The 21,712-nt window shown below is 40.9% G+C and carries 21 protein-coding genes and 2 pseudogenes; 13 read left to right on the top strand and 10 right to left on the bottom strand.

The window, feature by feature from the left end; genetic code table 11:
- The 3 genes and pseudogenes from ACPK8D_RS16165 to ACPK8D_RS16155 all read left to right on the top strand — a co-directional run.
- Nucleotides 1-213 (top strand): annotated as a pseudogene (locus tag ACPK8D_RS16165) (iron ABC transporter substrate-binding protein); the annotation flags it as partial.
- 18 nt (nt 214-231) lie between these two features.
- On the top strand, nt 232-1,302 hold the full coding sequence (locus ACPK8D_RS16160; protein WP_424718880.1) for a FecCD family ABC transporter permease: 1,071 nt from the start codon (nt 232-234) through the stop codon (nt 1,300-1,302).
- Nucleotides 1,299-2,081: an ABC transporter ATP-binding protein gene (locus ACPK8D_RS16155; protein ID WP_424718879.1), complete on the top strand. Its 783-nt coding sequence runs from the start codon at nt 1,299-1,301 to the stop codon at nt 2,079-2,081. Before ACPK8D_RS16160 ends, ACPK8D_RS16155 begins: the two co-directional genes overlap by 4 nt.
- Nucleotides 2,082-2,387: 306 nt before the next feature.
- Here ACPK8D_RS16155 and ACPK8D_RS16150 read toward each other — a convergent pair whose 3' ends face one another.
- The 6 genes from ACPK8D_RS16150 to ACPK8D_RS16125 all read right to left on the bottom strand — a co-directional run bounded on the left by ACPK8D_RS16150 (nt 2,388) and on the right by ACPK8D_RS16125 (nt 7,969).
- On the bottom strand, nt 2,388-2,846 hold the full coding sequence (locus tag ACPK8D_RS16150; RefSeq protein ID WP_424718878.1) for a 30S ribosomal protein S15: 459 nt from the start codon (nt 2,844-2,846) through the stop codon (nt 2,388-2,390).
- 483 nt (nt 2,847-3,329) lie between these two features.
- Nucleotides 3,330-4,460, bottom strand: coding sequence for a beta-propeller fold lactonase family protein (locus ACPK8D_RS16145; protein WP_424718877.1), 1,131 nt, complete (start codon nt 4,458-4,460; stop codon nt 3,330-3,332).
- A 235-nt stretch (nt 4,461-4,695) separates the two neighbouring features.
- The gene (locus ACPK8D_RS16140) at nt 4,696-5,964 is read right to left on the bottom strand and encodes a hypothetical protein (RefSeq protein ID WP_424718876.1); all 1,269 of its coding nucleotides are present in this window, start codon (nt 5,962-5,964) and stop codon (nt 4,696-4,698) included.
- A 115-nt stretch (nt 5,965-6,079) separates the two neighbouring features.
- Nucleotides 6,080-6,691, bottom strand: coding sequence for a hypothetical protein (locus ACPK8D_RS16135; protein ID WP_424718875.1), 612 nt, complete (start codon nt 6,689-6,691; stop codon nt 6,080-6,082).
- The gene (locus ACPK8D_RS16130) at nt 6,678-7,433 is read right to left on the bottom strand and encodes a hypothetical protein (RefSeq protein ID WP_424718874.1); all 756 of its coding nucleotides are present in this window, start codon (nt 7,431-7,433) and stop codon (nt 6,678-6,680) included. Before ACPK8D_RS16130 ends, ACPK8D_RS16135 begins: the two co-directional genes overlap by 14 nt.
- A 20-nt stretch (nt 7,434-7,453) precedes the next feature.
- The gene (locus ACPK8D_RS16125) at nt 7,454-7,969 is read right to left on the bottom strand and encodes a hypothetical protein (RefSeq protein WP_424718873.1); all 516 of its coding nucleotides are present in this window, start codon (nt 7,967-7,969) and stop codon (nt 7,454-7,456) included.
- Between the two features lie 313 nt (nt 7,970-8,282).
- Between ACPK8D_RS16125 and ACPK8D_RS16120 the strand changes: the two genes are divergently transcribed.
- Complete coding sequence (locus ACPK8D_RS16120) at nt 8,283-8,432, top strand: hypothetical protein (RefSeq protein ID WP_424718872.1); 150 nt, start codon at nt 8,283-8,285, stop codon at nt 8,430-8,432.
- A 125-nt stretch (nt 8,433-8,557) separates the two neighbouring features.
- Here ACPK8D_RS16120 and ACPK8D_RS16115 read toward each other — a convergent pair whose 3' ends face one another.
- A complete protein-coding gene (locus tag ACPK8D_RS16115; RefSeq protein ID WP_424718871.1) occupies nt 8,558-8,755 on the bottom strand; it encodes a hypothetical protein in 198 nt (65 codons plus the stop codon).
- A gap of 367 nt (nt 8,756-9,122) precedes the next feature.
- On the opposite strand from ACPK8D_RS16115, the gene ACPK8D_RS16110 reads away from it, so the two are divergent.
- Nucleotides 9,123-9,365: a type II toxin-antitoxin system HicB family antitoxin gene (locus ACPK8D_RS16110; protein WP_424718870.1), complete on the top strand. Its 243-nt coding sequence runs from the start codon at nt 9,123-9,125 to the stop codon at nt 9,363-9,365.
- Nucleotides 9,366-9,511: 146 nt separating this feature from the next.
- Here the strand turns inward: ACPK8D_RS16110 and ACPK8D_RS16105 are convergent, their stop codons facing one another.
- Nucleotides 9,512-9,913, bottom strand: coding sequence for a GNAT family N-acetyltransferase (locus tag ACPK8D_RS16105; RefSeq protein ID WP_424718869.1), 402 nt, complete (start codon nt 9,911-9,913; stop codon nt 9,512-9,514).
- 812 nt (nt 9,914-10,725) lie between these two features.
- On the opposite strand from ACPK8D_RS16105, the gene ACPK8D_RS16100 reads away from it, so the two are divergent.
- From ACPK8D_RS16100 to ACPK8D_RS16075, 6 genes and pseudogenes are all read left to right on the top strand, one after another.
- Entirely contained in the window at nt 10,726-11,133 is a 408-nt protein-coding gene (locus ACPK8D_RS16100) for a peptidoglycan-binding domain-containing protein (protein ID WP_424718868.1), read from the top strand.
- 292 nt (nt 11,134-11,425) lie between these two features.
- Nucleotides 11,426-12,196 carry a PKD domain-containing protein gene (locus tag ACPK8D_RS16095; protein WP_424718867.1) on the top strand — a complete coding sequence of 257 codons (771 nt, stop codon included), beginning with the start codon at nt 11,426-11,428 and terminating at the stop codon, nt 12,194-12,196.
- A 138-nt stretch (nt 12,197-12,334) separates the two neighbouring features.
- Nucleotides 12,335-12,925, top strand: coding sequence for a BPSL0067 family protein (locus ACPK8D_RS16090; RefSeq protein ID WP_424718866.1), 591 nt, complete (start codon nt 12,335-12,337; stop codon nt 12,923-12,925).
- A gap of 183 nt (nt 12,926-13,108) precedes the next feature.
- The gene (locus ACPK8D_RS16085; protein WP_424718865.1) at nt 13,109-13,696 is read left to right on the top strand and encodes a PKD domain-containing protein; all 588 of its coding nucleotides are present in this window, start codon (nt 13,109-13,111) and stop codon (nt 13,694-13,696) included.
- On the top strand, nt 13,689-13,964 hold the full coding sequence (locus tag ACPK8D_RS16080; protein ID WP_424718864.1) for a hypothetical protein: 276 nt from the start codon (nt 13,689-13,691) through the stop codon (nt 13,962-13,964). The genes ACPK8D_RS16085 and ACPK8D_RS16080 overlap by 8 nt, the downstream gene beginning before the upstream one ends.
- A 725-nt stretch (nt 13,965-14,689) precedes the next feature.
- Nucleotides 14,690-16,116 (top strand): annotated as a pseudogene (locus ACPK8D_RS16075) (IS1634 family transposase).
- Between the two features lie 375 nt (nt 16,117-16,491).
- On the opposite strand, the gene ACPK8D_RS16070 reads toward ACPK8D_RS16075, so the two are convergent.
- Together ACPK8D_RS16070 and hisS are read right to left on the bottom strand one after the other, a co-directional pair.
- Nucleotides 16,492-17,349 (bottom strand): hypothetical protein, encoded by an 858-nt coding sequence (locus ACPK8D_RS16070; RefSeq protein WP_424718863.1) that lies wholly within the window; start codon nt 17,347-17,349, stop codon nt 16,492-16,494.
- A 239-nt stretch (nt 17,350-17,588) separates the two neighbouring features.
- Nucleotides 17,589-18,818, bottom strand: coding sequence for a histidine--tRNA ligase (gene hisS, locus ACPK8D_RS16065; protein WP_424718862.1), 1,230 nt, complete (start codon nt 18,816-18,818; stop codon nt 17,589-17,591).
- Nucleotides 18,819-19,218: 400 nt separating this feature from the next.
- On the opposite strand from hisS, the gene cobD reads away from it, so the two are divergent.
- Nucleotides 19,219-20,709 carry a threonine-phosphate decarboxylase CobD gene (gene cobD, locus ACPK8D_RS16060; RefSeq protein WP_424718861.1) on the top strand — a complete coding sequence of 497 codons (1,491 nt, stop codon included), beginning with the start codon at nt 19,219-19,221 and terminating at the stop codon, nt 20,707-20,709.
- Nucleotides 20,706-21,692, top strand: coding sequence for a cobalamin biosynthesis protein (locus tag ACPK8D_RS16055; RefSeq protein ID WP_424718860.1), 987 nt, complete (start codon nt 20,706-20,708; stop codon nt 21,690-21,692). Before cobD ends, ACPK8D_RS16055 begins: the two co-directional genes overlap by 4 nt.
- Nucleotides 21,693-21,712 lie beyond the last annotated feature (20 nt).

Genomic DNA, 21,712 nt, shown 5'->3' with positions numbered 1-21,712 from the left:
GGAGTAATCCCCTACAACTTCTACAGCACCAATTATGAGTCCGTGCTTGCGAACGCTTATTTTGCAGGAAAAGTGCTCTATCCGGACAGGTTTGAAGACGTCGATCCGGAAGCAAAAGCTGACGAGATATATACTTTCTTTGTTGGCAAACCCATATTCTCGGACCTTAACGGACAGTACAGTAATCTGGGATTTAAACAAATTCCTCAATAAAATGGAGGGTATAAACAGGTGCATTTCGCCAATGGAGCAGTTCCTGAAGACTATCTCGTGTACGTACGAAGAAAGTACTTCTGGATAATGGGGGGGCTCCTGCTCCTCTTTATATTGCTTATATACTCGATCTCGGTAGGAGCGGTAACAATACCGCCTTACGAAGTGCTGCAAACCATAATGGGACACAGCGTTTCTGCAAAATGGGATTTAATAGTCTGGAATATCCGGCTCCCTCAAGCTCTGGCTGCAATAGTTGCAGGAGCCGGACTTTCAGTCGCGGGGGTTGTGATGCAGTCTATTCTGCGTAATCCGATCGCGTCTCCGTTTACGCTTGGAATTTCAAACGCAGGCGCTTTCGGAGCTGCAGTTTCTGTGGTCGTTCTCGGAACAGGAAAAGTGCAGTCCACAGTCGCGGACGCCGTAATAATTAACAACCCTTACCTGACAACAATGGTAGCTTTCCTCTTTTGCCTCCTTGCAACCGGAGTAATCTTGCTAATCTCACGGATAAGGGGGACTTCACCGGAGATAATGGTGCTTGCGGGAGTTGCGCTTTCATCTCTCTTTACCGCTGGCACGATGTTTCTCCAGTATTTTGCTGACGATACCCAGCTTGCAGCAGTCGTCTTCTGGACTTTTGGAGATGTAGGGAGAATTAACTGGCTGGAACTTGAAATAATGACAGGCATTGTGCTGCTTGCAGTCATATTCTTCATAGCCAACTGCTGGAATTACAATGCCATAGATGCCGGAGATGAGACTGCAAAGGGCCTGGGTGTCAATGTGGAAAGCACAAGGTTAGTAGGCATGGTGATCTCAGCCCTTGTCTCTGCAGTGATTGTCTCATTTCTTGGGATTATAGGGTTTGTAGGGCTGGTCTGCCCTCACATGGTCAGAAGAGTCATAGGGGACGATCAGCGATACCTGATACCTGGTTCTATCCTGTTTGGAGGAATCCTGCTTCTGGCATCAGACACCGCTGCAAGGCTTATAATATCGCCATATGTGCTTCCCGTATCTGTCCTAACTGCTTTCATGGGAGCACCTACTTTCATATACTTACTTCTCAGGGGGTACAAACGATGATTCTATCTGTAGAAGAACTTAATTTTCTGTATCGCAACCGTAAAATTCTCAATGAAATCGCCTTTTCCATCGACGAAGGAGAAGTTGTAGCAATTCTTGGGCCCAATGGGGTTGGCAAGACTACGCTTTTGAAATGCCTTAACAGGATTCTCCGCCCCAAAGGAGGAGCAGTCCATCTTGACGGTAACAACCTTTTCGATCTCAGAACAATGGAAATTGCACGCCTTATCGGATATGTTCCGCAGAGGGTGGAAACCGGACGGCTGACCGCTTTTGATGCGGTCCTTTTGGGAAGGCGGCCCCACATCAAATGGGATGTTACCGAAAAAGACCTTCGGATAGTCGATTCGGTTTTCAGGTTACTTTCCATGGAAAAACTTCGCATGTCATATATCGATGAGATGAGCGGAGGTGAACTCCAGAAGGTCGCAATCGCACGTTCACTTGTACAGGAGCCAAAAGTCCTCCTTCTTGACGAACCTACAAGCAGCCTTGACCTGAAAAATCAGGTTGAGATCCTTGCAATTATCAGGCAAATTGTCCTTGAGCACGGGATTGCTGCCATAATGACCATGCATGACCTCAACCAGGCCCTCAGGTATGCAGACCGATTTATTTTCCTGAAGGGAGGTAGAGTTCATGCTCACGGAGGAGCCGAGGTAATTACACCTCAGGTTATCGAGGATGTTTATGGTCTGCCCGTAGTTATAGGGGAGATTGCAGGTATGCGGTGCGTGGTTCCAGGCACTCCTGAAGTGGCATTCGCACATAACCTGTAAAAGCCGGGGGTAAATCTGCAATTCCTTCAATGACTAGAGGATAAATGACAAGAGGATCAATGACGAGAAGGATCAGTGACAAGAGGATCAGTGACGAGAAGGATCAATGAGAGAGGAACAATGTAAACAGAAGAATAAGAGAGAAAGTAAGGAAGAATCAACGTAGAGAAGGGGATAAGAGAAGGAATAAACCGCAGTTTCAAAAGTAGACAGAAAAGAAAAAGAGTAAACCCGGCGATTTTAAAAAATAACGGTGCGGCTTGCCAGAGGGGGCAAAGCCGACAGAAAAAAGATTTATCCAGGTTTTTACCTGGTAATCATCATTTCTGCAGTTTCAGGCTTGTAGAACCAATCTCTCGGAAGTACCTTTTCCTGATGGTAGTACTTAACAAGCCTTCTGATTTTGGATTCGGTCAGGTTAAGGGAACGCTTGTTGTGGACATCTTTCTTGTTAATGGAAAGGTGCTTCCTGAGCCTCAGAGCCTTCACAATCAGATTGGTGAGGTCTTCCGGGACGTTCGGAGCAACGTTGTTCTCCTTAATAATGGCTGTGATCTTCTTGCCTGTAATAAGCTTGGCGTCAGGAACTCCATAACGGTCCCTTAAAACCATTCCGATTTCGGCGGTGGAGACACCCTGTTTCCAGAGGTCAAGGGTGATTGAAGTAACTTCTTCTGCGCTGATCTTGCACCACTCAGGCGGCTCGGTTCTGTTTGGCCTGGTGGAAGCGGACTTGCCTTTTCTTTTGGTATGCATTTTTGCCATAATATTTCTCCTGATATCAATTGATCGATGCCTGAAGAGAGTTCTTCGGGCTGAAGTTATATCTTTACCGACTATAACGGACCAACACATCGATCGGGAGATTTTTAATCCGCCACAGCAAACTGCTGCGTGGCTTTTCAGGAATTCCTGCAAAAGCGTGAGTTTTTCGGTAAAAACATCACTAGAGAACGCACCATAACATATATACTTTGTGTTGGGAAAAGGAGGTATCGGGCTTCCTTTCAGGCTGGAAAGCCTCTGAGAAAAAATATTTTTCGTCTTTAGGAAGCAGAGTTCCAGAAGCTCAAAACTATTCGCGCTCCTCTAGGATTTATACGCCTGTAGCGGCTAAATGTTAAGCTTCTTCCAGAAATACGGAAAAAATAAAAAGTCATGGTGGAGTATCTGGTAAGATACAAGAACCATAAATATTCTTATTGTCAACCTCCATCGTACGAAGTAGATATCTGTTGTAGTACTAGTTTAAACTGACTTATTCCATAAATACAATAAAGTCATTGCTGCCAGAATCAAATAATTGAATCCACTGGGTGCCGTGAGAGGAGAATTTCGAGTGTTTGCATCGATGGTCTTTGTATTCTGATTAGAAGCATCGCTTAATGTACCCATAAACAGCCCGAAGGCGATAGGCTCACTTCCCACATTCACTGTGCCTGTTACGGTATTTGTTGCGGTGTCAATTACAGAGATAGTATTACTGAACTGGTTTGCCACATATACCTGTGATCCGTTTGGTGTGACTGTAACTCCCCAAGGACCATCTCCTACAAATACATCGATTATAACCTTATTTGTGGCTGTGTCAATTACAGAGACATTGTTGCTGTTTCGATTCGCTATGTATGCTTTTTTTCCATCAGGGCTGACTGCAACTCCAGAAGGCCAGTCTCCCACAGACACAGTGGTTGTAACAGTGTTTGTAGTCGTGTCAATGACAGAGACACTGTTGCTATTGGAGTTCGTTACAAACACATTTTCTCCATTAGGAGTGACTGCAACTCCCTGAGGATGGCTGCCTACTTTCACGTTGGTTGCAACTGTATTTGAGGATGTGTTAATTATAGAGACAGTATCGCTGCCGAAGTTAATCACATATACATGTGCTCCATCTGGTGTGACTGCAACTCCCTGAGGCCATTTTCCTACGTATATATTGGTTGTAACTTTGCTTGTTATTGTGTCAATTACAGAGATACTGTTGCTGTTTCGATTCGCTACATATACCTTCGTTCCGTCCGGAGAGACTGCAACTCCCCAAGGATCGTCTCCTACATTGACTGTAGCTATAACCCTGTCTGTTTCTGTGTCAATTACAGAAACAATGTTCAAACTCCAACTATGCGTAACATATACTTTTTTTTCATCCGGCGTGACTGCAACTCCAAGAGGCTCGTCTCTTACAGGTACCGTGGCTGTAACAGTGCCGGTGTCTGTGTCAATTATAGACACAGTGTCGCTTTGGTAGTTCGTAATATACGCAAACGGCTCTGCGCCTGTAATACTCACCAGCATTAATAACGCCAGCGCCGTTATTCCTAAAACTCTAATGAGAGTATAACATTTTCGTTTTTTATCATGTTTCATTTCTTTCATTTAAACCCTCAGCAATTAATATTGAGTTTAGAATGAAACACAGTTAAAAAGTAAAATTACATAATACTTTTCTCTACAAAAGGAACTATTTAAATAAAAAAGAATACCTTTTTATTTATAAACAAGGCTTTATATTAATTTTAGTTTTTTTATGATACCGAATTTCTCAAACTTATTAAATTTGCAGAGCTTGATAAGACCAGCCAAGATAAAGAACACATATTTTTTTCCACGTTCAGGAAGCAGAGTTCCAGAAGCTCAAAACTATTCGCGCCCCGCCCGGATTTATCTGCCGATAGACGGATTCGAGATATTCATCTCGAAGGGTCCGAGCTTCCGGGAGATTTTCAGCTTCAAGGATGGAATAAACCGTTTCGTTGATCTCACCTGAGAATTCCTGTTCAAGTTCGGCCCTGATTTCATTTCTTATATACACTGTCATAAGGTCTTCAAGCAAAGGGAAATCAGCGGTTGATATGTTTTCAGGGAAAGCCCCGGAATCAACCGGGAATCCGGCTTTAAGTAGACCCGAAAAGTGTGTCACAAAAACTTCTTCTCCTGACCTTCCCTCTACAGGGGTTTCGGAAACTCCATAGAGCAGGGTCTGGAAAGATTCCTCAGACTCCTCCCCAAAAACCGATCCGAAATAATCCGAGGGGAAAATCAGTCCGATAAGTGCCTCTGCCCCTTCCAGGGCTGCCGCGTCAAGCGAATCATTAAAAGCCTCAAAGAGCAGCTTGCCGGCTTCTTCATCTGAAGAGTTAAGGGAAATTTCAAGCACGGAGTCGTTAATACTGGCAAGCAGAGCAGCTTTGGAAGGAGTGCTGGCATAAAAGGGCATGGAAAGCTTTGTACTTTGCCGGATTGCATTTGTGGGTGGCTCTTCCCCGATAATAAGTTCGCTTTGAAGAGGGAAGGCTCCTACAGGGCGCCAGTACGCTTCAAACCTGTAGCAGAATCTTCCTGCGGCCTTTTGATCCAGATACGCAGAGATAGCCTCCGCATCCCCGGAAGAATAGTCTGCAGCAAGAGGATTTAGAATAACCGAAGAATCACTATTCGACTCATCAGTTGAGCCATTGTTTGAGCCATTCTTTGAGATCTCCAGGGAAAGGGCAAGATATTCCGCGACCAGGTCAGCAAAAGTCCTGTGCTTCTGCTCTTTCCCGAAAAGGGCATGAGAAGAATTTTCCACAACCGAATTTTGAGGTATTGAAACATTAAGAACCTCAAGAGGGGAGATTTCGTATTCGAAATCTTCAAGTTTACAGGAAAGCATCGATTCAAGCAGATAAATATCAAGCTTCGAAGAAGTGGTATACCCGGCTGCATAATACTGATTTTCTGCCTGCATGGAAGGCATTAACACGACACCTGCAAGCGAAATCAAAACAAGCAAAAAGAGGGCATCAAAAACCGTGGAATAGCCTGAGCACTCTGCAGCCAGCCTATCTTTTTTCCTTCGGGGCTTTCCCGGAATTTCAGGAAATCTTAAAGGGCTCATCTATCTTTTCCCCCGATCCCGAATTTTATGTTCCAGTTTATGGTTTCTCCGGCTTTTCTCCTTTTCATACAAGCTCTCTCACCATGCAGTTTTATGCAGCTTATTACTCTATTTCTCATATCCATGCAGTCTTATAGATCACTACAGTAAGGATTCCCGGAACCGATTCGGCAGGATTCAATTCAATGACAACGGGTACAGAAGCTGCAACTTTTTCCTGGCCGTCGGCGAAAGCTTCAGGCTCAGCATGATCCGGCGCGATCCGCCAGTGCCACTGGCCGTCCCCTGTTCGGATTTCTACCAGAAATCGGTAATTCCCGGAAAAAGCTGCAAAAAGTCTTGCTCTTTCACTAACGCCTTCCGGGCCCGAAACGGTGTCAAGGGCCACTGCCGAAAGTAGGCCTGAGCTTTCCGCCATCAGAATAGGATCGTCTGCCAGGCTTTCGGCAAGAAGGGAAGCACTCTCGTAATTTTCCAGGGCAAACGAACGGTCTTCGTATCCGAAGTAGGTCTGCGACATCAGGGCTGCAAAAACCATAAAACCTATGACTGCAAGAGCTACGGAGAGCAGATCGGCGTGAGGTTCAATCACTCCCTTTTCATCCCTGAACATTGACACGAACGTTTGTTTTTCAGGTTTTATGGCAGCTTTGAGCCGACCTACAGCTGTGAACAGATTTTTGGGCAGCTCTTCGAGCAGATCTTCAAGCAAATCACTGATAAACAAGGACGCAGCTAAAAGCAGAGACTCCCTCCCCATCCTTTACATAAATAAATTTTTTCTTTAATGAGATATTCTCATTAGGGTTCAGGAATGCTTCTTCTGTCCCCAGCGCCTGGAGGAAAACTTTGATTTCAGAGTAACCGGCTTTAAGGGGAGCTTCCTCATTTCCCCAGGCTCCAAACTCCGCATTGAGTTTTTCATGCAGAACAGATTCGTTAAAAGGCAAAACCCTGAATGTAAAGGGCCTTACAGCCCTGAAGTTCCGTTCCCCGTATCCGGCTTCCAGACAGATGTATTCTCCCGAAACCCGTACTTTTAGATCTCCCGCAAAAGGTGAGTCCCTGAAAACTTCATTTTCTTCAAAACAATAGAAAGACTCTCGAAATTCATCCTGAGATTCCTTCTGAAATTCATCCTGAAACTCACCTTGAAACCCCTGTTGAACTCCAGCCTGGGGATTGTCTGATCGGAGATTATCTGATCCAGAAGTACCTGATTCCGAATTACCTGACCCTGAATTATCTAATCCTGGGTTACCTGGTTCTGAGTGACCTGATCCGACCCTATCTACGGTGGTCTTAAAGTCCTGGGCCAGAAAATCCAGTTGTTCCTGAACCTCAAGCTCCTTAAAGCCGGCAGCCAGGTGAAAGAGTGCCGCAAAAAGGATAACGCTTGCAAGAATGAGAGCCGCCTTTGAGATCAGAAAATCGGCCCATGCCGAGTTATCGCGAGCAAAATCCCTCACAGCAGATCATCTCCTGAGTGTCAGATGTTCTTAAGAGCGTCTTTTTCGGAAATAAGCACGAAAAGCCTTCCTGACTTCGGTTCGAGCTCTGTTGAGAGAAGGAGCCGGTGTCTGCCTGAAACAAGAGATACGGGCCCTTCGAGCTCAGAATTTGAGAAGGAGGCGTCCGAATAATAGAAAGTGGACTTTTCTCCTGTGCGGACGCAGTAATCGTTCGCATCCTCAGGCCATTTGTCCTGCCTCCCGGGGAGAGCCCCGAAATCCACGCTCACGCCTTCAGGTAGCCTGAGTTCCAGGGAAATTTCACTCCCTTCCCCGCGCATTGAGAGCTGCTCGGCAGCAGCCGTAAGCCTTGAGATCTCATCCAGAGCTGCCTTTTCCTTTGCCCCGTCCAGAAAATCATAAAGATAAACGGAAGAGAGAAGTAAAAGCACAGCAAAAAGGATGCCTGAAACCGTAAGCCCGAAAGGAAGCGAAGTAACTGCGGATCCATCAGTTCCAATCTGACGCGGCAAAACAGGGTTTTCATTGACCATAAACTAACCTCCCAACCATTCTTAAAAAGAAAGCTTGACCGAAAAATTATGGTAGAGTCTTATTAGCCGTAAACTACCCTCCGAGCAGGGAAAGAATATAGAGACTGTAGATAACAAATTTAGTCTGTTTGAGTATAAAAATTTTTTTCATGTTAGAAAAGATAGGACAGATAAATTGAAAAAGTCTTCAATAAGTCGAAAAATCGAAATGTAGAAAAATATGGGTTAAAAAGTTAAAATGTGAAATAATAAAAAAATATGAGTAACTTAATAAGTCGGCAGAGTAGATTAACGAGTTAGTATCGAGGAAATGATGATAAAAAGAAAAAGAGATAAAAGCAATCTGGTAAATGATGGAATAAAATTAATAGTTCAATGCAAATACGGAGGACTTTGTATTAAGCACCCCAGGACTATGGCAGATGTAATTTGCACAGGGTGCGAGAGAGAAATAATAAGGTGAAAATCGGAAGGTAAAAATCTGTTTTCAGAGCTGAATAAAATCAGCTTTCTCTTTTTGTGTCGATCGGACAAAAAGATACTGGATTTTTATTGAGGTCTGGAAGCAACCTTAATTCTAAGATGTTGCTATTTCTCTATCTTTAGGCTTTTTTCATCAAGATAAAGTACAAAAGAGGATAAGCTTACCTGCCTTGGCAGCATTTTCTTCAGTTCTGCAACTGTTACCACGCTGTCCGGGCTGTTTTTCAGAGTATCTTCGACCATAAGAATTGTATTAAGAGTTGGGGAAGGTTTTGCCTTATTAGAACTTACTGCTTCTGCCATTTCTTTGCCCCAGTGAATTTACAACAAACTGTGATATTTTGTTTTTTAGTTATTATTACATAATGAAAAGTTATTGATTAATAACTGATTGATATATATGAATACTTACGTTTTCGGGTGTAAAGGTCATGGGGCTATTTTGAACCGCAACAATGGCTTTTCTCTGTTTTGAGTGAGAATTTTGCATCTATTTCCTATATTTAGTAGCAGATTTAAAATATAGAACCCATTTATTGTAGAAAATCACATTCAAGCTAGATAGTTCCCATTCTTGTCAGCCAACTTTCTAACTGAGCGATTATTTCCAACCCATGCAGGATAGCAAAAAGCCAAATCTTTAATAGCGCATACAACCTATTTTTCACACATGGAAGAGACCTATAAGTTTTCAGCCGTAATCCACAAAGAAGAAAAATGGTACGTCTCCTGGTGCCCGGAACTTGACGTTGCAAGCCAGGGAGAAACCATCGAGGAAGCTATTGATAATCTCAAAGAGGCTGTAGAACTCTACCTTGAAGATGAAAATGTTCAAATCCCTGCAACAGGCTCTATCCTTACCACGACAATTGAGGTTTCCCATGACAAAACTTCCCGTCCTGTCAGCACGTGAAGTTGTAAGATGCCTCAAAAGCCAGATATGTAAGGGATTTTTCGGAAGAACAGTTTATGGAATTTCCCCTAAGTAGTTGATATTTCTTGGATATTGAAAATACCTGAAGTTTAGTTATTCGTCTTTCTGACGATTCATCTCAGCAACTATCGGTTGCATATTGAGATACATTGGAAGGAAATCCCGGTTTTTATATTTTTCCACAAGTTTAAACCCATATTTTCATAGAAACAAATTGAATTATTTTTCGAGTCTACAAGGATACACCTGCATCTTATGCTTTCACAAACCGATAATGTTTTACCTATTGCGGCCAGCAACAGGTATGTACCTATTCCTCTTCTTTCAAATTTGGAATCTACTGCCAATCTTGCAATTTTAACTCCCGGGTATTTGCGATACTCATAGTGCTCGAGTCCGTCTATTACGGCTTTAGCCTCAATCGTATCTGCCACCAGAGTAAAAAATCCTGCCAGTTCGTCTTTCCAAAAGCATAAACTGGTTCTGCTTATCATATTATTCTGATCTGCAAGGGCATCGTTTTTCAAAAAAATCATTTAATTCAGAACTTAAACAACTAAACGAAAAAATATTATAACTTTTATCAAGGGTACAACAGCAAGTTAAGGTTTGCTTAAAGTTAAAGATTTGGAAAACTGAATGTTATAGTAACATTTTGAAATTTAATGCATCTAATTGCACAATTTTTATCAAGTCTCAAAATATTATTTAATCTTTTGGGTTGGAAGGTCATATTTTGCTATTTATAATTATTGTTTTCCTGAAATGACAATAGAAGCTAATTATATAATGAAAAAACCATCACAGTTAATCTACTTTCTTCTTTTAAGACCGAAGACTCTATATAGTTATTTCACAAAAAAGATTTTAGAGACTTTTAGGGGTGATTTAAAAAATAGAAAAGTAAACTTAAGGAGTTTAGTGGCACCAGGTTGCCGGACCCGATGCCAACCTAAAGACTCTTGGACAAAGAATAGATCTTCGTCGTATAACGTAGTCAATCTTCGTTTATAGTACTTAAAGTTTAAAACACTTTCCTTTAAAAAATTAATTTCGATTTAGAATTTTTAAAGGGAGAACAATATACGAACATCTATTTTTTTAACAAGGGCTCTGTGTATCGATTCTGACCTAGTTTTAACTATGGATAATTATCAAAGTCTCGCTAAGTTTGATGTTACTGAAGAGTTAATGTTGGCCATAAATAGTAAAAATGTATCCTATAATTAACTAAGTGTCCAGAATATCAAAATAGTGCTGCATTAGCATTGCGTAGTTCAATAGTGGAATATTTTAGTCAAAGTAAATAATTAGATTGAGAAATAAGAAGTGAAGAAATATGAAAGGACAAACCAAAAAGACAATAGCTATTTTGCTGGTAGTTTGCTTCTTAGTGTCTATCACAACAATGTCAGCAAGTGCCTGCTCCTGCAAATTAACATCGCATACGCTTAAAAACCAACCAATTCTAAAAAAAGTTTGCCAAGGTGACGCTCTTCTTAAGAAAGGAAGTCAAGGTCAAGCAGTGGCGCTACTCCAGCGAGCTCTAATAGTTTCAGGGTATTCTCTACCAAAATATAAAGCAGATGGATATTTTGGCTCGGAAACAGAGAAGGCAGTAAAAAAGTTTCAGGCTGACCATGGTTTAGTTAAGGATGGTATAGTTGGGTCTTGTACCCTAGCAGCTTTGGATAAGGACACTGCACATTATGAACTCACATATTGGAAAGCTCCTTCCAGAGCGTAACCTATAGCTTTAATATTCACTTGATAACAGACTCCTTGAAGAGAGTTTGTTCACCTTGGGACATTACTTGGATAAAGGAAGGAAAAACTATTTTCTCCTGATCTTGTGGTGCTCCTTCTCCTTCTAAAAACAGGAGAACCAGAAGAAAAACAGCAACTTTTTGAGATGGGGAAAACGGAAGTTTAAGAGGAATAACAGTGAGTTGAAGACCTTCAACAAGCCAAGTAAAAAGCAGGATTACCTGCGGGATGTGGATTAACTTTTAATTTACTAAGTAAAGAGGATTGGTAAGGTGAATGCTAAAACAAAGAATGGACTCATTATGCTAGTAATGTTGTCTTTTTTATTTTGTGTAGTAGTTTTGCCAGCTCAAGCTACACAAAAACCTGTTGCTGATCTTTCTGTATCTAAAACTTCGGGAAATGCACCTCTTACAGTTAAATTTACTGACAAAAGTACAGGAGGAAAGGCATTATGGAAATGGTGGGGTTTTGGAGATGGAACTGGATCTAATTCAACAGCCAACACAATAGAGCATACCTATAAAAAAGCAGGAACATACAAAGTTTTCTTAAAAGTAACCAATACGGCTGGTAGTGATACATCAGATTTCCAGTATATAACAGTGTGCCCTACAATAAAAAATAAAGGGACAGTAAGTACAGTATCTTGGGGAGAAACATCTAGCATCTATCCGACACAAAATAACCTCTACAAACCAAGTAAGTGGGATCAGACGAAGACCTGTGAACTTCTTAAGGCAAGAGCTGGTATTCAGTTGGTTAGTACACGCAACTCAAATGTGAGAACAGCTAGCCCTGGTAATACGTATATTGATAATATACTGAAACCTTACCATTATTTCGAAAATTTTCCCTCGGTTGATTCTAAGATTTCAGATAGTAAAGTAAAATGGTTTTATATCTCAACGTATGCTAATAAACCCACTGTTCACCCGGGAGTAAAAGGTTCAAAGCTGGTAAAAAGCTATGGTCCTTTCTACAACGTAGGTGGAGGGGATGTTCCTAAAGGAGATGTATATATAAATTTCTACAAGAAGTAGATTCGTTGATACAGAAACATTTCAGAAGAACCTACTTTCATACCGTAAAGAAAAATTTAACTTAGAATTTACAGAACTTTCGGCACACTGTCTGCCAACCAGCAAAAAGACAGTTATTATATTAAAGAAGATGGTAATTTGAAATATAAAATAAAGAATGGACTAATTGTACTAATGGTGTTATTAACATTTTGTATAGTCATTGTACCAGCTGAAGCTGCAACCGATCTAAAGATAACACCTACAAACTTGAATGCCTTGCAAACAGAAGGAACGTGGAAATCTTATAATTCAGGTGAATTGTTGGTTTCCCAATCAACCAAAAATCTTTATGTTCCCTATCAAAAGTCTATATGGGTATCAGCCCCAGTCTACGCATATGGATTACAAGCAGCTGATTATGAAGGTAAGAGGTATGGCGAATGCGTCAGTTTAGTAAAAACCCTCAGTAAAAGTACTACACCAGCCAGTAGTTGGAAACGAGGTCAAAAAGTTTCATCTGGAGGTGTAAAGCCAGGTACAGTGATAGCTACATTCTCAGGGAGCCATTACAACAGTGGACATGCAGCGATATTTAGAGGATATAATGTGAAAAATGGGAAAATAGTCGGAATCAAGGTATGGGACCAGAACTGGGTAGGATACCCAACATATGTCGGCAACGGCATGGGACTTATAGGCACACATAGTATAACTTCTTTTAGTAACTACTATGTTGTCCAGGTATAAATATTAGACAATTGGGAAAACTATCTCCCTTTTTATTTTTTGGGCATGTTATTCAAAGAATATCATGTACGTTTTTTAGTTTATTATGATCTCAGATTTTTGATTTTTTGGTATTCAAATTTTGAGAAACTCATGAATTCTCATGTTTGAGTAAACCTACCAACTAAAGAGGATTGATATAACTTGAAAGTTAAAACAAAAAATAGATTAATTACACTATCGATACTGTTCATGTTACTTTATGCTATGGTTTTACCAGCTCAAGCTGCACAAAAACCTGTTGCTGATTTTTCTGTATCTAAAACTTTTGGAGATGCACCTCTTGAAGTTACATTTACTGACAAAAGCACAGGAGAAGAAGCATTATGGAAATGGTGGGGGTTTGGAGACGAAACTGGATCTGAGTCAACAGCCAAGAAAGTAACACATACCTACAAAAAAGCAGGAAAATATACAGTTTTCTTAAAAGCAACCAATGAAGCAGGTACTAGTACGAAAACATACCCCGTGCCTATAACAGTGACAGAGCAAAAACCTAGTGCTATAATTACTTTTAGTAGCGGTATGGATTCCAGTGCTGTTAGCCCATATACCTTGAATGTTATGAAACAAATTCTAATAGATGCTGGTTTAACTAGTGCAAAAATAACCAGTACAATTAGAACTCCCCAAAAACAAGCAGAGATAATGTATGCAAATTGTGAACGAACTGGTCCAGAAGCACAAAAAGGAATTTATGCTCCTGCAGGGGATAAAATTATCGATGTTTAACATTGCAGGTAAATCAGCAAAATTAACAAGAACTAAAATTATTGAAAACATGGTAAGTAAAATTAATAAAATATGGCCAGAACGTGTTAGCCTTCACTGTGTGCCTGAAACACAGTATAGTAAACTTAATGTTCTTGACATATCACAATCCTCAATATCAGATAGCAGGGCGTTTAAAACGCAATTAGATATAGCGAAGAAAAATGGTATAATAAAAAAATATCTTATAGAAAATGGATGTTATCATTTAGAAATACCAGTCCAATAATACATTAATGAAGAAACAAGTTTTGTTAAAATTGCATAGAAATCTGACGTAAAAGAGATTGCCTTGAGCAATCTTTTTTATGTATTAGTACCTTAACTCCGATTTTTATGGGAACATATAATAGAGCTTATCAAGAAACAGTCAATTTTCAATAGCAAGCGCCTTAATGCCAAAAGTACTACAAATTGATTCCTAAATTCTTTACATAGCTTTCAAAAACTTAATAATTAAATTAGAACAGTTAAAACTTTATGTAGACCAAAACTAAAGAGAAATAGAATTATTTCTTTCTTCTATTTCTTCTAAGCTTTCGTGTAATCTTCAATCTTACGAAAACTACATATTTCAATTTATGGAAAATTAATTTGTTTTCAAATGCGGTTGACTTGATTATGGAAAAACACGCATTTAATATATCCCCTATCGAGGGGGAATATATTTTCCATTCACCTTCTCATCAAAATCGCAATCAAATGGACCGAAATAACTTGTGAAAAAAATATTGATCTCTATATATTCCCTACAAAAAGTCGGAGTTAAGGTTAGTACAATGATAAAAATACGAGTGCAGGAGACTAAAATTATGGGAGTTGTGGTATACGCTTAGAAGAGATTATATATTCCCGTCATCACTTGAATGTCGGCGATTTTTGATATAACATTTATAACCTGACTTTGACAGTTAGATAAAAATAAGTGCTCTCTGTTTTGTGTAGTTCGGTCAAATGAACATCACAAAACAGAAAGCATTCCCTACAATTCCTAACAAGAATATATGTGTTCCTATCGGATCTATTCTTGCCGTTCAACTCTTTTATGAAAAGCTTAATTTCTGCGATATTTTTAGCAAACATAAAAGCAAGGGCTTGATCTCAATAGTTTAGTAATCGGTTTGTTAAGCTACAAATTAACTGAGAATTTTAGCATCAAAGAAGCTGGTAAATGGTTAAATCAAGAAGAGATTCTCGACATCTTAAATCTTGAAAGGTTTCATGAAAGAGTTCTTTACAGAACTCTTGAACTGTTAGGACGTAACAGAGAGGAAATTCTCTCTGGTATTCTGGATTCTCTGTTTTCTGTATACGATTTTGAAGAGACGAATATAAACCTGGATTGGACGAGTATAGTCCTCAACGGAACTAAATCCAACCTTGGTAAATACGGGTATAGCAGAGATCACAGGCCTGATAAGCTGCGGATAACCGTTGGAATTAGTGAATTAGCTAACCCATTAATATTCCTATTGGAGTTACAGTGAATAGAGGAAACGTTCTTGACCTGGAGCACTTCTCTGACACATATAACCAGGTAAAAAGCAGACTTAAAAAAGGTTCTCTTATTATTTTTGATAAAGGAGCTAATACCACTGATAATCTCAAGAGTATACAGGATGCTGAGATGGACTATCTCACTGCCATGAAACTGAATACGAGTCACGATAAAATAATAGAGGATTTTGATCTGGAAAGAGCAGAACTGATAGATTCCGAAAAAGGTATATATGGATAAAAATCGTTAAGCCTAGCAGCATTAAGTATTTCTATTTCTCTGAATCTTTACAGAAAAGACAGTTGGAAGCAAAAGCAAGAGCTGCTATGAGGAAATTAAAGGAAGCAAAAGAGATTCAGAAGGCTGTAGTAAACAAGAAAAACTTCCTAAGAAGTTTAGAGTAAATAATGAGCTGATTGAGATTGATTACTCTTTTAGAACTAAGCTCGAAGAGCTTAGTGACGAGGAAGCTATAGAACTCCTGAAAGCTTCACTGATTAACGGAAGAGAAGGATTTTTTTGTCTGAAATCAAACAGGGATTTGACACTTGAGAATGCATTGATAACATACAGAAAAAAGGATTCGATTGAGAAAATATTCCATTCATTGAAAAACGAAATTAATATTAAGCCGTTAAGAGTGTGGTCGGAGGATAGCATTTATGGAGCTATTATCCTAGGATTTACCGCCCAATTATTCATATCGCTGATGCGATGTGAATTTGAGGAGATAAAACACACGTCTACAAAATTCATTAAAAAAAGCTTGAAGAATTTGACACTTACAATCAAGTTCAAGATAAATGGAATCAAAAACTATATTTTTGCGAATTTTGATCGGATTAATAACTTGTTAGTAGCAAAAAGGAATGGAATTACATAGAATATATAATAAATTTTTATAAATTTAAACGAATTGTCAAGTCCAGTTGGACCAAAAAGAAGGGAAATATTCAGTACCAATTAGTGGATGCTGGCAAACTTAGGTTATAAGAGTGTCAGAGATTTGACCGATTACCGTAAACGTTAAGAGAAAAAAACCTGAAGAAAAGCATAGCATGTATTATACTACGTCTACTGATGCCGATTGTAGGTTATATACTCAAAATAGGAAATGACGGAAGTTTCCGGGGTCACTTATTATAATTGCATGAGAATTCATTGGGGTAAGTCTTCAGGGGATGGCAGGTATAAACACCTTATGTGCTTACTGTTTTTTGATTACAGAGGCTCTCCTTCGGTCACCCCCTGTAAAATATCATTTCCCAACGGCTTCTTCCATATAAATATCTAAATCTACTGGCATTTGAGTAGTTTGTACTCTAAACCAATCTTTTAATAGAATGATCCCCAAAAATAAGAAAACTATAGCAAGTATTACAATTATGATCCACCCGTTTACAACATCTGCTGTCGGGGGGAATAAAACAGCTAGCAATGAAAGGAAAAGTCCAAGAGCAAAAATAAACATAGGATATCTTAATTCAAAAAAATGATATAAAAATTGACGTTGTTTTTTAGTTGTAAATTTAATGAGGATACGGTTAAGAACAGTGTTATCTGGATAAATTGGATCTTTGTAAAAGTATCGGGGCTCTCCGAAACCAATGATGCTACCTTTTAATTCAAGATCACTACTTGATGTTCCGGTATGCAATAACTGGATAAGTGCTCCTTGATTTTTATCGATGTAATCAAAATTATAAATAAGGCAAGATAAATCAGTTGATAGGTTGTATTCAAAACCGTTTGGATTATTTTCAGATGTTGTTATTTTTACGTCAAGTATTTGAGCATTATTTTTTGTTTTGATAGATAACGGATCTTTTGTTGCAATATCACTCTTTTTGATTGTTTCTTTTCCACAATTCCAGAAACCTACTTGTGTTACAGTTAAATTTTTTATTTTTTTTTCTTTATAGGTTATTTGCAACGGTTCGTATCTTTCACTTAAATCTTCCAGGATTTTTGTACTTTTCATGCAAAAAAGTGGAAGTTTTTCTTTTTTTGATTTGTAATAAAAATAGAACATTCCTATAAAGCTCAAAATACTTATTAGTGCTAGAAAAAAGGAAAACCAACTATTTGATATAAGTGTTGATATATCCAACTGCATTTATAAAATCCTCTGGATGTTTTACCTGGATTAAGTGTGAATTACTGATAAAAATATATGTATTTACGAGATTATTATTTATATTTTAACATATAGTGATATGTATTTTTCATAATTAATATATATTGGGAAAGGAGAAAATTGAGAAAATTGCTGTGATATCTTTGAGCTTACCTGCCGAAAAACCTGTGAAACATTATTATAGACAAATACTTCTGCACACCATATAAAAAACTTTTTCATGAAACTTTCTCTATAATCTCTTCCAGCGTCAGAAGTTCCTGTTCTCCAGAAACCATATCCCTCAGCGTAAGTTTCCCTGCTTCGAGTTCTTTTTCCCCGACTATGACCGTGTAGTCGGCGTTGATGGTGTTTGCATAGGAGAGCTGGGCTTTGAAATTGCGTTCCATAAGGTCTATGTGGACTGGCACGTATTTTCTTAATTCGTTTGCAAAGCGAACGGCTTCGAGATGGACATCGGGTTTTGAGATCAGGACAAGGGTTTTGGGGGCAGGCGGGGTAAGAGGGCAGATCTCCATTATCCGGTCGAAACCTATTCCGAAGCCGGTTGAGGGCACGTCTCCGCCTCCGAAAAGCTGGATAAGCTGGTAAGAGCCGCCTCCGCAGACCTGCTTCTGGGCGCCGAGGCCCTCGGCATAGACTTCAAAAACCATGCCCGTGTAGTAGTCGAGCCCGCGGGCGATCCCGAAGTCAAGGGAATAATCGACCCCGTATGCGTCCAGAAGCTTGAGGGTTTTTTCAAAGCTTACGAGTTCAGGTATGTTTCCTACGATTTTTATTACTTCGGGAAGGATATACCTGCCTTCCAGCTTGATCAGGCGGAAGAGGTCGGATTTGAGCTGCTCTTCGGCTCCTATCTCCTCAAGCAGGGCCTCAAGGCCTGCATATTCTTTTTTGTCCACAAGCCGCATGACCTTGCTCACGATTTCGGGCTCAAGCCCGCTTAAAAGCGTGCGTATGACTGCAAGGTTTCCGAGCTTCATTTCGCCTTTCACGCCTGCGGCTTTTAACAGGGCGTCGGCAAGGGCGATAACTTCGGCATCGGAATCGGGTTTTCCGCTGCCTATGAGTTCAACGCCGAACTGCCAGAATTCCCTGAAACGGCCTTTCTGGGGGCGCTCATAGCGAAAACAGTTTTCGAAATAGAATAATTTTAAGGGCTTTGGGAAGGACTGGAGTTCGTTCACATACAGGCGCATGACAGGAGCGGTAAGCTCAGGCCTGAGGGTCATTTTCCTGCCGCCTTTGTCCTCAAAGTTGTAGAGTTCCCCTACGATTCCTTCCCCTGATTTCAGGGTGAAAAGGTCCAGATGTTCAAACGTGGGCGTAATGATCTCACTGTAGCCCCATTTGCGGGCAACATCGCGCATAACGCTTTCCACGTATCTCCTGCGGGCAGTATCGGCAGGTAAAAAGTCCCGGGTCCCTCTTGGTCTGTTAACTGTCATTTTTGAATGCACCTGATAATATCAAATATATACTCCTGATTTACTGACTTTCGAATCAGGGCTTATTATTTTCCAAACTTTATGCATGTAGCCAATGCATGTTGCTGATAGAAGATGTGCTCTTTTTTAGCGATTCTGGATGGTAGTAGTTAAAAACAAGCTATTTTACTTTTTCGATACTATCTGAAGCCGGCAAAAATGCTATATTGAAGAAAAGAGACTTGAATATAAAGAAAAAAGCTTGATTAATATATTTGATCTGTAAAATAAAGTAGAATGGATTCCGAAAGCAAGCGTTTTCGCAATCAAACAATTGTAAAGCAAATAAAGGCAAGTTTACACTGTATAATTTAATAAGCAGCTTAATATACATGATTTACACTAAATAATTGCGATCAACGTGTCAGAGCAAAGAAGTGTACCTTTAAGGAAGCATCTGCTGGACCTGAAGCCCTGCAGGCATGGAGGGTTAATTCAGGAAACATCTGAAACTTACGGGATTCCTGAAAGCGAAATTCTTGACTTCAGTGCAAACTTTAATCCCCTGGGAAACCCTTTTGAGCATCCGGAAAGCGGATTGAACTTTGATGAGATTCTTAAAAATAGTTTTAAAAAACTTACCGAATATCCTGACAACAGGTATCCTGAGTTTCGAGAGGCTGCTGCAAGGTTCGTAGGGCTGGGAGTAGCCCCCCAGAACATTATTCCGGGTAACGGTTCAACGGAAATTGTCAGGCTTGTAATGGAATGTGTGGTTGAAAAAGGAGATATAGTCCTTCTGCCCTGGCCCACTTTCGGAGAATACGAGATGCAGTGCCGGATTATGGGAGCAGAACCGCAGTACCCGAGCCAAGAAGAGGTAGAGACACTTTCTGACGAGCTTCTGGAAAAAGCAAAAATCCTGTTTATCTGCAACCCCAATAACCCGACAGGAAAACTCCGCACCAGAGAAGAAATCAAAACTCTTGCAGAACGCTGCACGCAGCACAGAACCCTTCTTTTCGTGGACGAGGCTTTTATTGAACTTTCGGACCCTGCACAGAGCGTTGCAGACCTGGCAGCAAGCAATAATTACGTTTTTGTCATGCGTTCCCTTACAAAGGACTTTGCAATCCCTGGAATCAGGATGGGCTTTGGGATAGCTTCCCCTGAAGTGGCTGAAATCCTGGATACTGCAAGGCTTTCTTGGAACCTCGGAACCGTGGCAAACGCTGCAGGAACCGCGCTCCTTAACATTGAAGGCGGGATGGAAAACCCTTACCTGAAAAAAGCGAGGGACATGATCAGGGAAGAAGGAGAGAAGCTTAAAGCCAGACTCGACAGAATCAGGGGTTTTAAAGCCGGGGAAGTGAATGTAAATTTTATCTTTGTCAATATCAGCAAGTTCATGCTTGACTCGACTGAGTTAAGTGCACGCCTGGCAGCGCATGGAGTCCTTGTAAGGGACTGTTCTTCCTTCCATGGCCTTGGAAAAGATTACATAAGGGTGGCAGTCCGGACCGCAGAAGAAAATGACAGGCTGATTGCCGCAATCGGGGATGTAATTACCGAATGGGGCAAAGAGCAGGCGAAAAACGAACTGCAGCATGTGATCGAAAAGGCCTCTGAAGAAGGGATCGGAGGCAGGAAAACCTGTGAGTACTATCCCTGCCATTTTGAAGGCCAGAACTGTACCTTCTGCTTCTGCCCGTTCTATCCCTGTGAAGACGAGCGCACAGGAGGAAAATGGATCGAGAGCTCAAGAGGCGGCAGGGTATGGAGCTGTGTTGACTGCCATCTGGTTCACAATAAAGAAACCGCCCAGAAAATCCTTGACTGCCTTATGCAGGAAGGAGATACGGACGAACTTGTGAAAGTGGCCTGGAAGAAAGTGATGGAGCCTATCCTATGATTGTGCCGGACAGCGGGCACCTTGCTCTGGTACTTCTGCTTGCGGCAGGTATAGACATCGTTTTCGGAGAGCCGCCTGCTGCCGTACACCCGGTCGTGTGGATAGGAAAATTAATCAATATTTTGAAAAATGCAGCTCCTCAGACCCACAGGAAAATCTATGGAGTTGCAATGGCTCTATGCTGTGTTTTTTTCGCAGCTTTGCTGGGTTACACCGTGCTCTACATTGCAGCCCTTCCGGGAATTCCCGGGGTGCTTGCCCTCCTTATAGAAGCCTATTTCCTGAAAGCCACCTTTGCTATTAACTGCTTGCTTAGCCCTGCAAGGGAGATTTACGGGCATCTGGAAGCAAACAGGCTTGAGAAAGTCCGGGAACTGCTCCCGATATACGTAAGCCGGAACACTTCCAAACTGACCAGGACCCAGATGTCTTCCGCAGTTATCGAATCCGTATCCGAAAACTATGTTGACGGCATCCTGAGTCCGATTTTCTATTATGCCCTTTTCGGGGAATTCGGGCTTGTGGCTGCATACGTGTTTAAAGCCATAAGTACTCTGGATTCAATGGTCGGATACAAAACCGAACCTTACAGGGAACTTGGATATTTCTCGGCAAAATCCGATGACGTATTGAACTGGATCCCTGCACGAATCTCCGTCATATTCATTCTTGCGGCAGCCCTTACAGTGGCCCTGCTCCCGAAAAAACAGGGAGGATTTTCCCCCTTAAACAGCATAAAGAGCGCCCTTGAAGACGGAATGAAAACTCCATCCCCCAATTCCGGCTATCCCATGGCAGCTACTGCAGGAGCGCTCGGAGTCAAACTCGAAAAACCCGATTATTACATACTTGGGGCCTTATATCCCCCGACCGAAGTAAAAGATATAAAAAGGGTATCCCAATTAATATCAGTTGCTTCAGGCTTCTCGCTTGCTGCCTTTGCGGCAGTGATCCAGATAGCAGGGATACACCTGCATCCGTAACCCTTCCTTTGCCTGCCAGA

Origin of the sequence: Methanosarcina sp. (assembly GCF_049706645.1) — an archaeon.
Taxonomy (GTDB): Archaea; Halobacteriota; Methanosarcinia; order Methanosarcinales; family Methanosarcinaceae; genus Methanosarcina.
Note: the sequence above shows the minus strand (reverse complement) of the source record. Positions and strands in the feature narration are given on the sequence as shown.

Excerpts from the sequence above, each read along its gene's own strand:
- ACPK8D_RS16145 (WP_424718877.1), bottom strand. The coding sequence starts at position 4,460 with ATGAAAGAAATGAAACATGATAAAAAACGAAAATGTTATACTCTCATT.
- ACPK8D_RS16125 (WP_424718873.1), bottom strand. The coding sequence starts at position 7,969 with ATGGTCAATGAAAACCCTGTTTTGCCGCGTCAGATTGGAACTGATGGA.
- ACPK8D_RS16080 (WP_424718864.1), top strand. The coding sequence starts at position 13,689 with ATGTTTAACATTGCAGGTAAATCAGCAAAATTAACAAGAACTAAAATT.
- ACPK8D_RS16055 (WP_424718860.1), top strand. The coding sequence starts at position 20,706 with ATGATTGTGCCGGACAGCGGGCACCTTGCTCTGGTACTTCTGCTTGCG.
- hisS (WP_424718862.1), bottom strand. The coding sequence starts at position 18,818 with ATGACAGTTAACAGACCAAGAGGGACCCGGGACTTTTTACCTGCCGAT.
- ACPK8D_RS16100 (WP_424718868.1), top strand. The coding sequence starts at position 10,726 with ATGAAAGGACAAACCAAAAAGACAATAGCTATTTTGCTGGTAGTTTGC.
- ACPK8D_RS16110 (WP_424718870.1), top strand. The coding sequence starts at position 9,123 with ATGGAAGAGACCTATAAGTTTTCAGCCGTAATCCACAAAGAAGAAAAA.
- ACPK8D_RS16140 (WP_424718876.1), bottom strand. The coding sequence starts at position 5,964 with ATGAGCCCTTTAAGATTTCCTGAAATTCCGGGAAAGCCCCGAAGGAAA.
- ACPK8D_RS16120 (WP_424718872.1), top strand. The coding sequence starts at position 8,283 with ATGATAAAAAGAAAAAGAGATAAAAGCAATCTGGTAAATGATGGAATA.
- ACPK8D_RS16115 (WP_424718871.1), bottom strand. The coding sequence starts at position 8,755 with ATGGCAGAAGCAGTAAGTTCTAATAAGGCAAAACCTTCCCCAACTCTT.
- ACPK8D_RS16070 (WP_424718863.1), bottom strand. The coding sequence starts at position 17,349 with ATGCAGTTGGATATATCAACACTTATATCAAATAGTTGGTTTTCCTTT.
- ACPK8D_RS16150 (WP_424718878.1), bottom strand. The coding sequence starts at position 2,846 with ATGGCAAAAATGCATACCAAAAGAAAAGGCAAGTCCGCTTCCACCAGG.
- ACPK8D_RS16155 (WP_424718879.1), top strand. The coding sequence starts at position 1,299 with ATGATTCTATCTGTAGAAGAACTTAATTTTCTGTATCGCAACCGTAAA.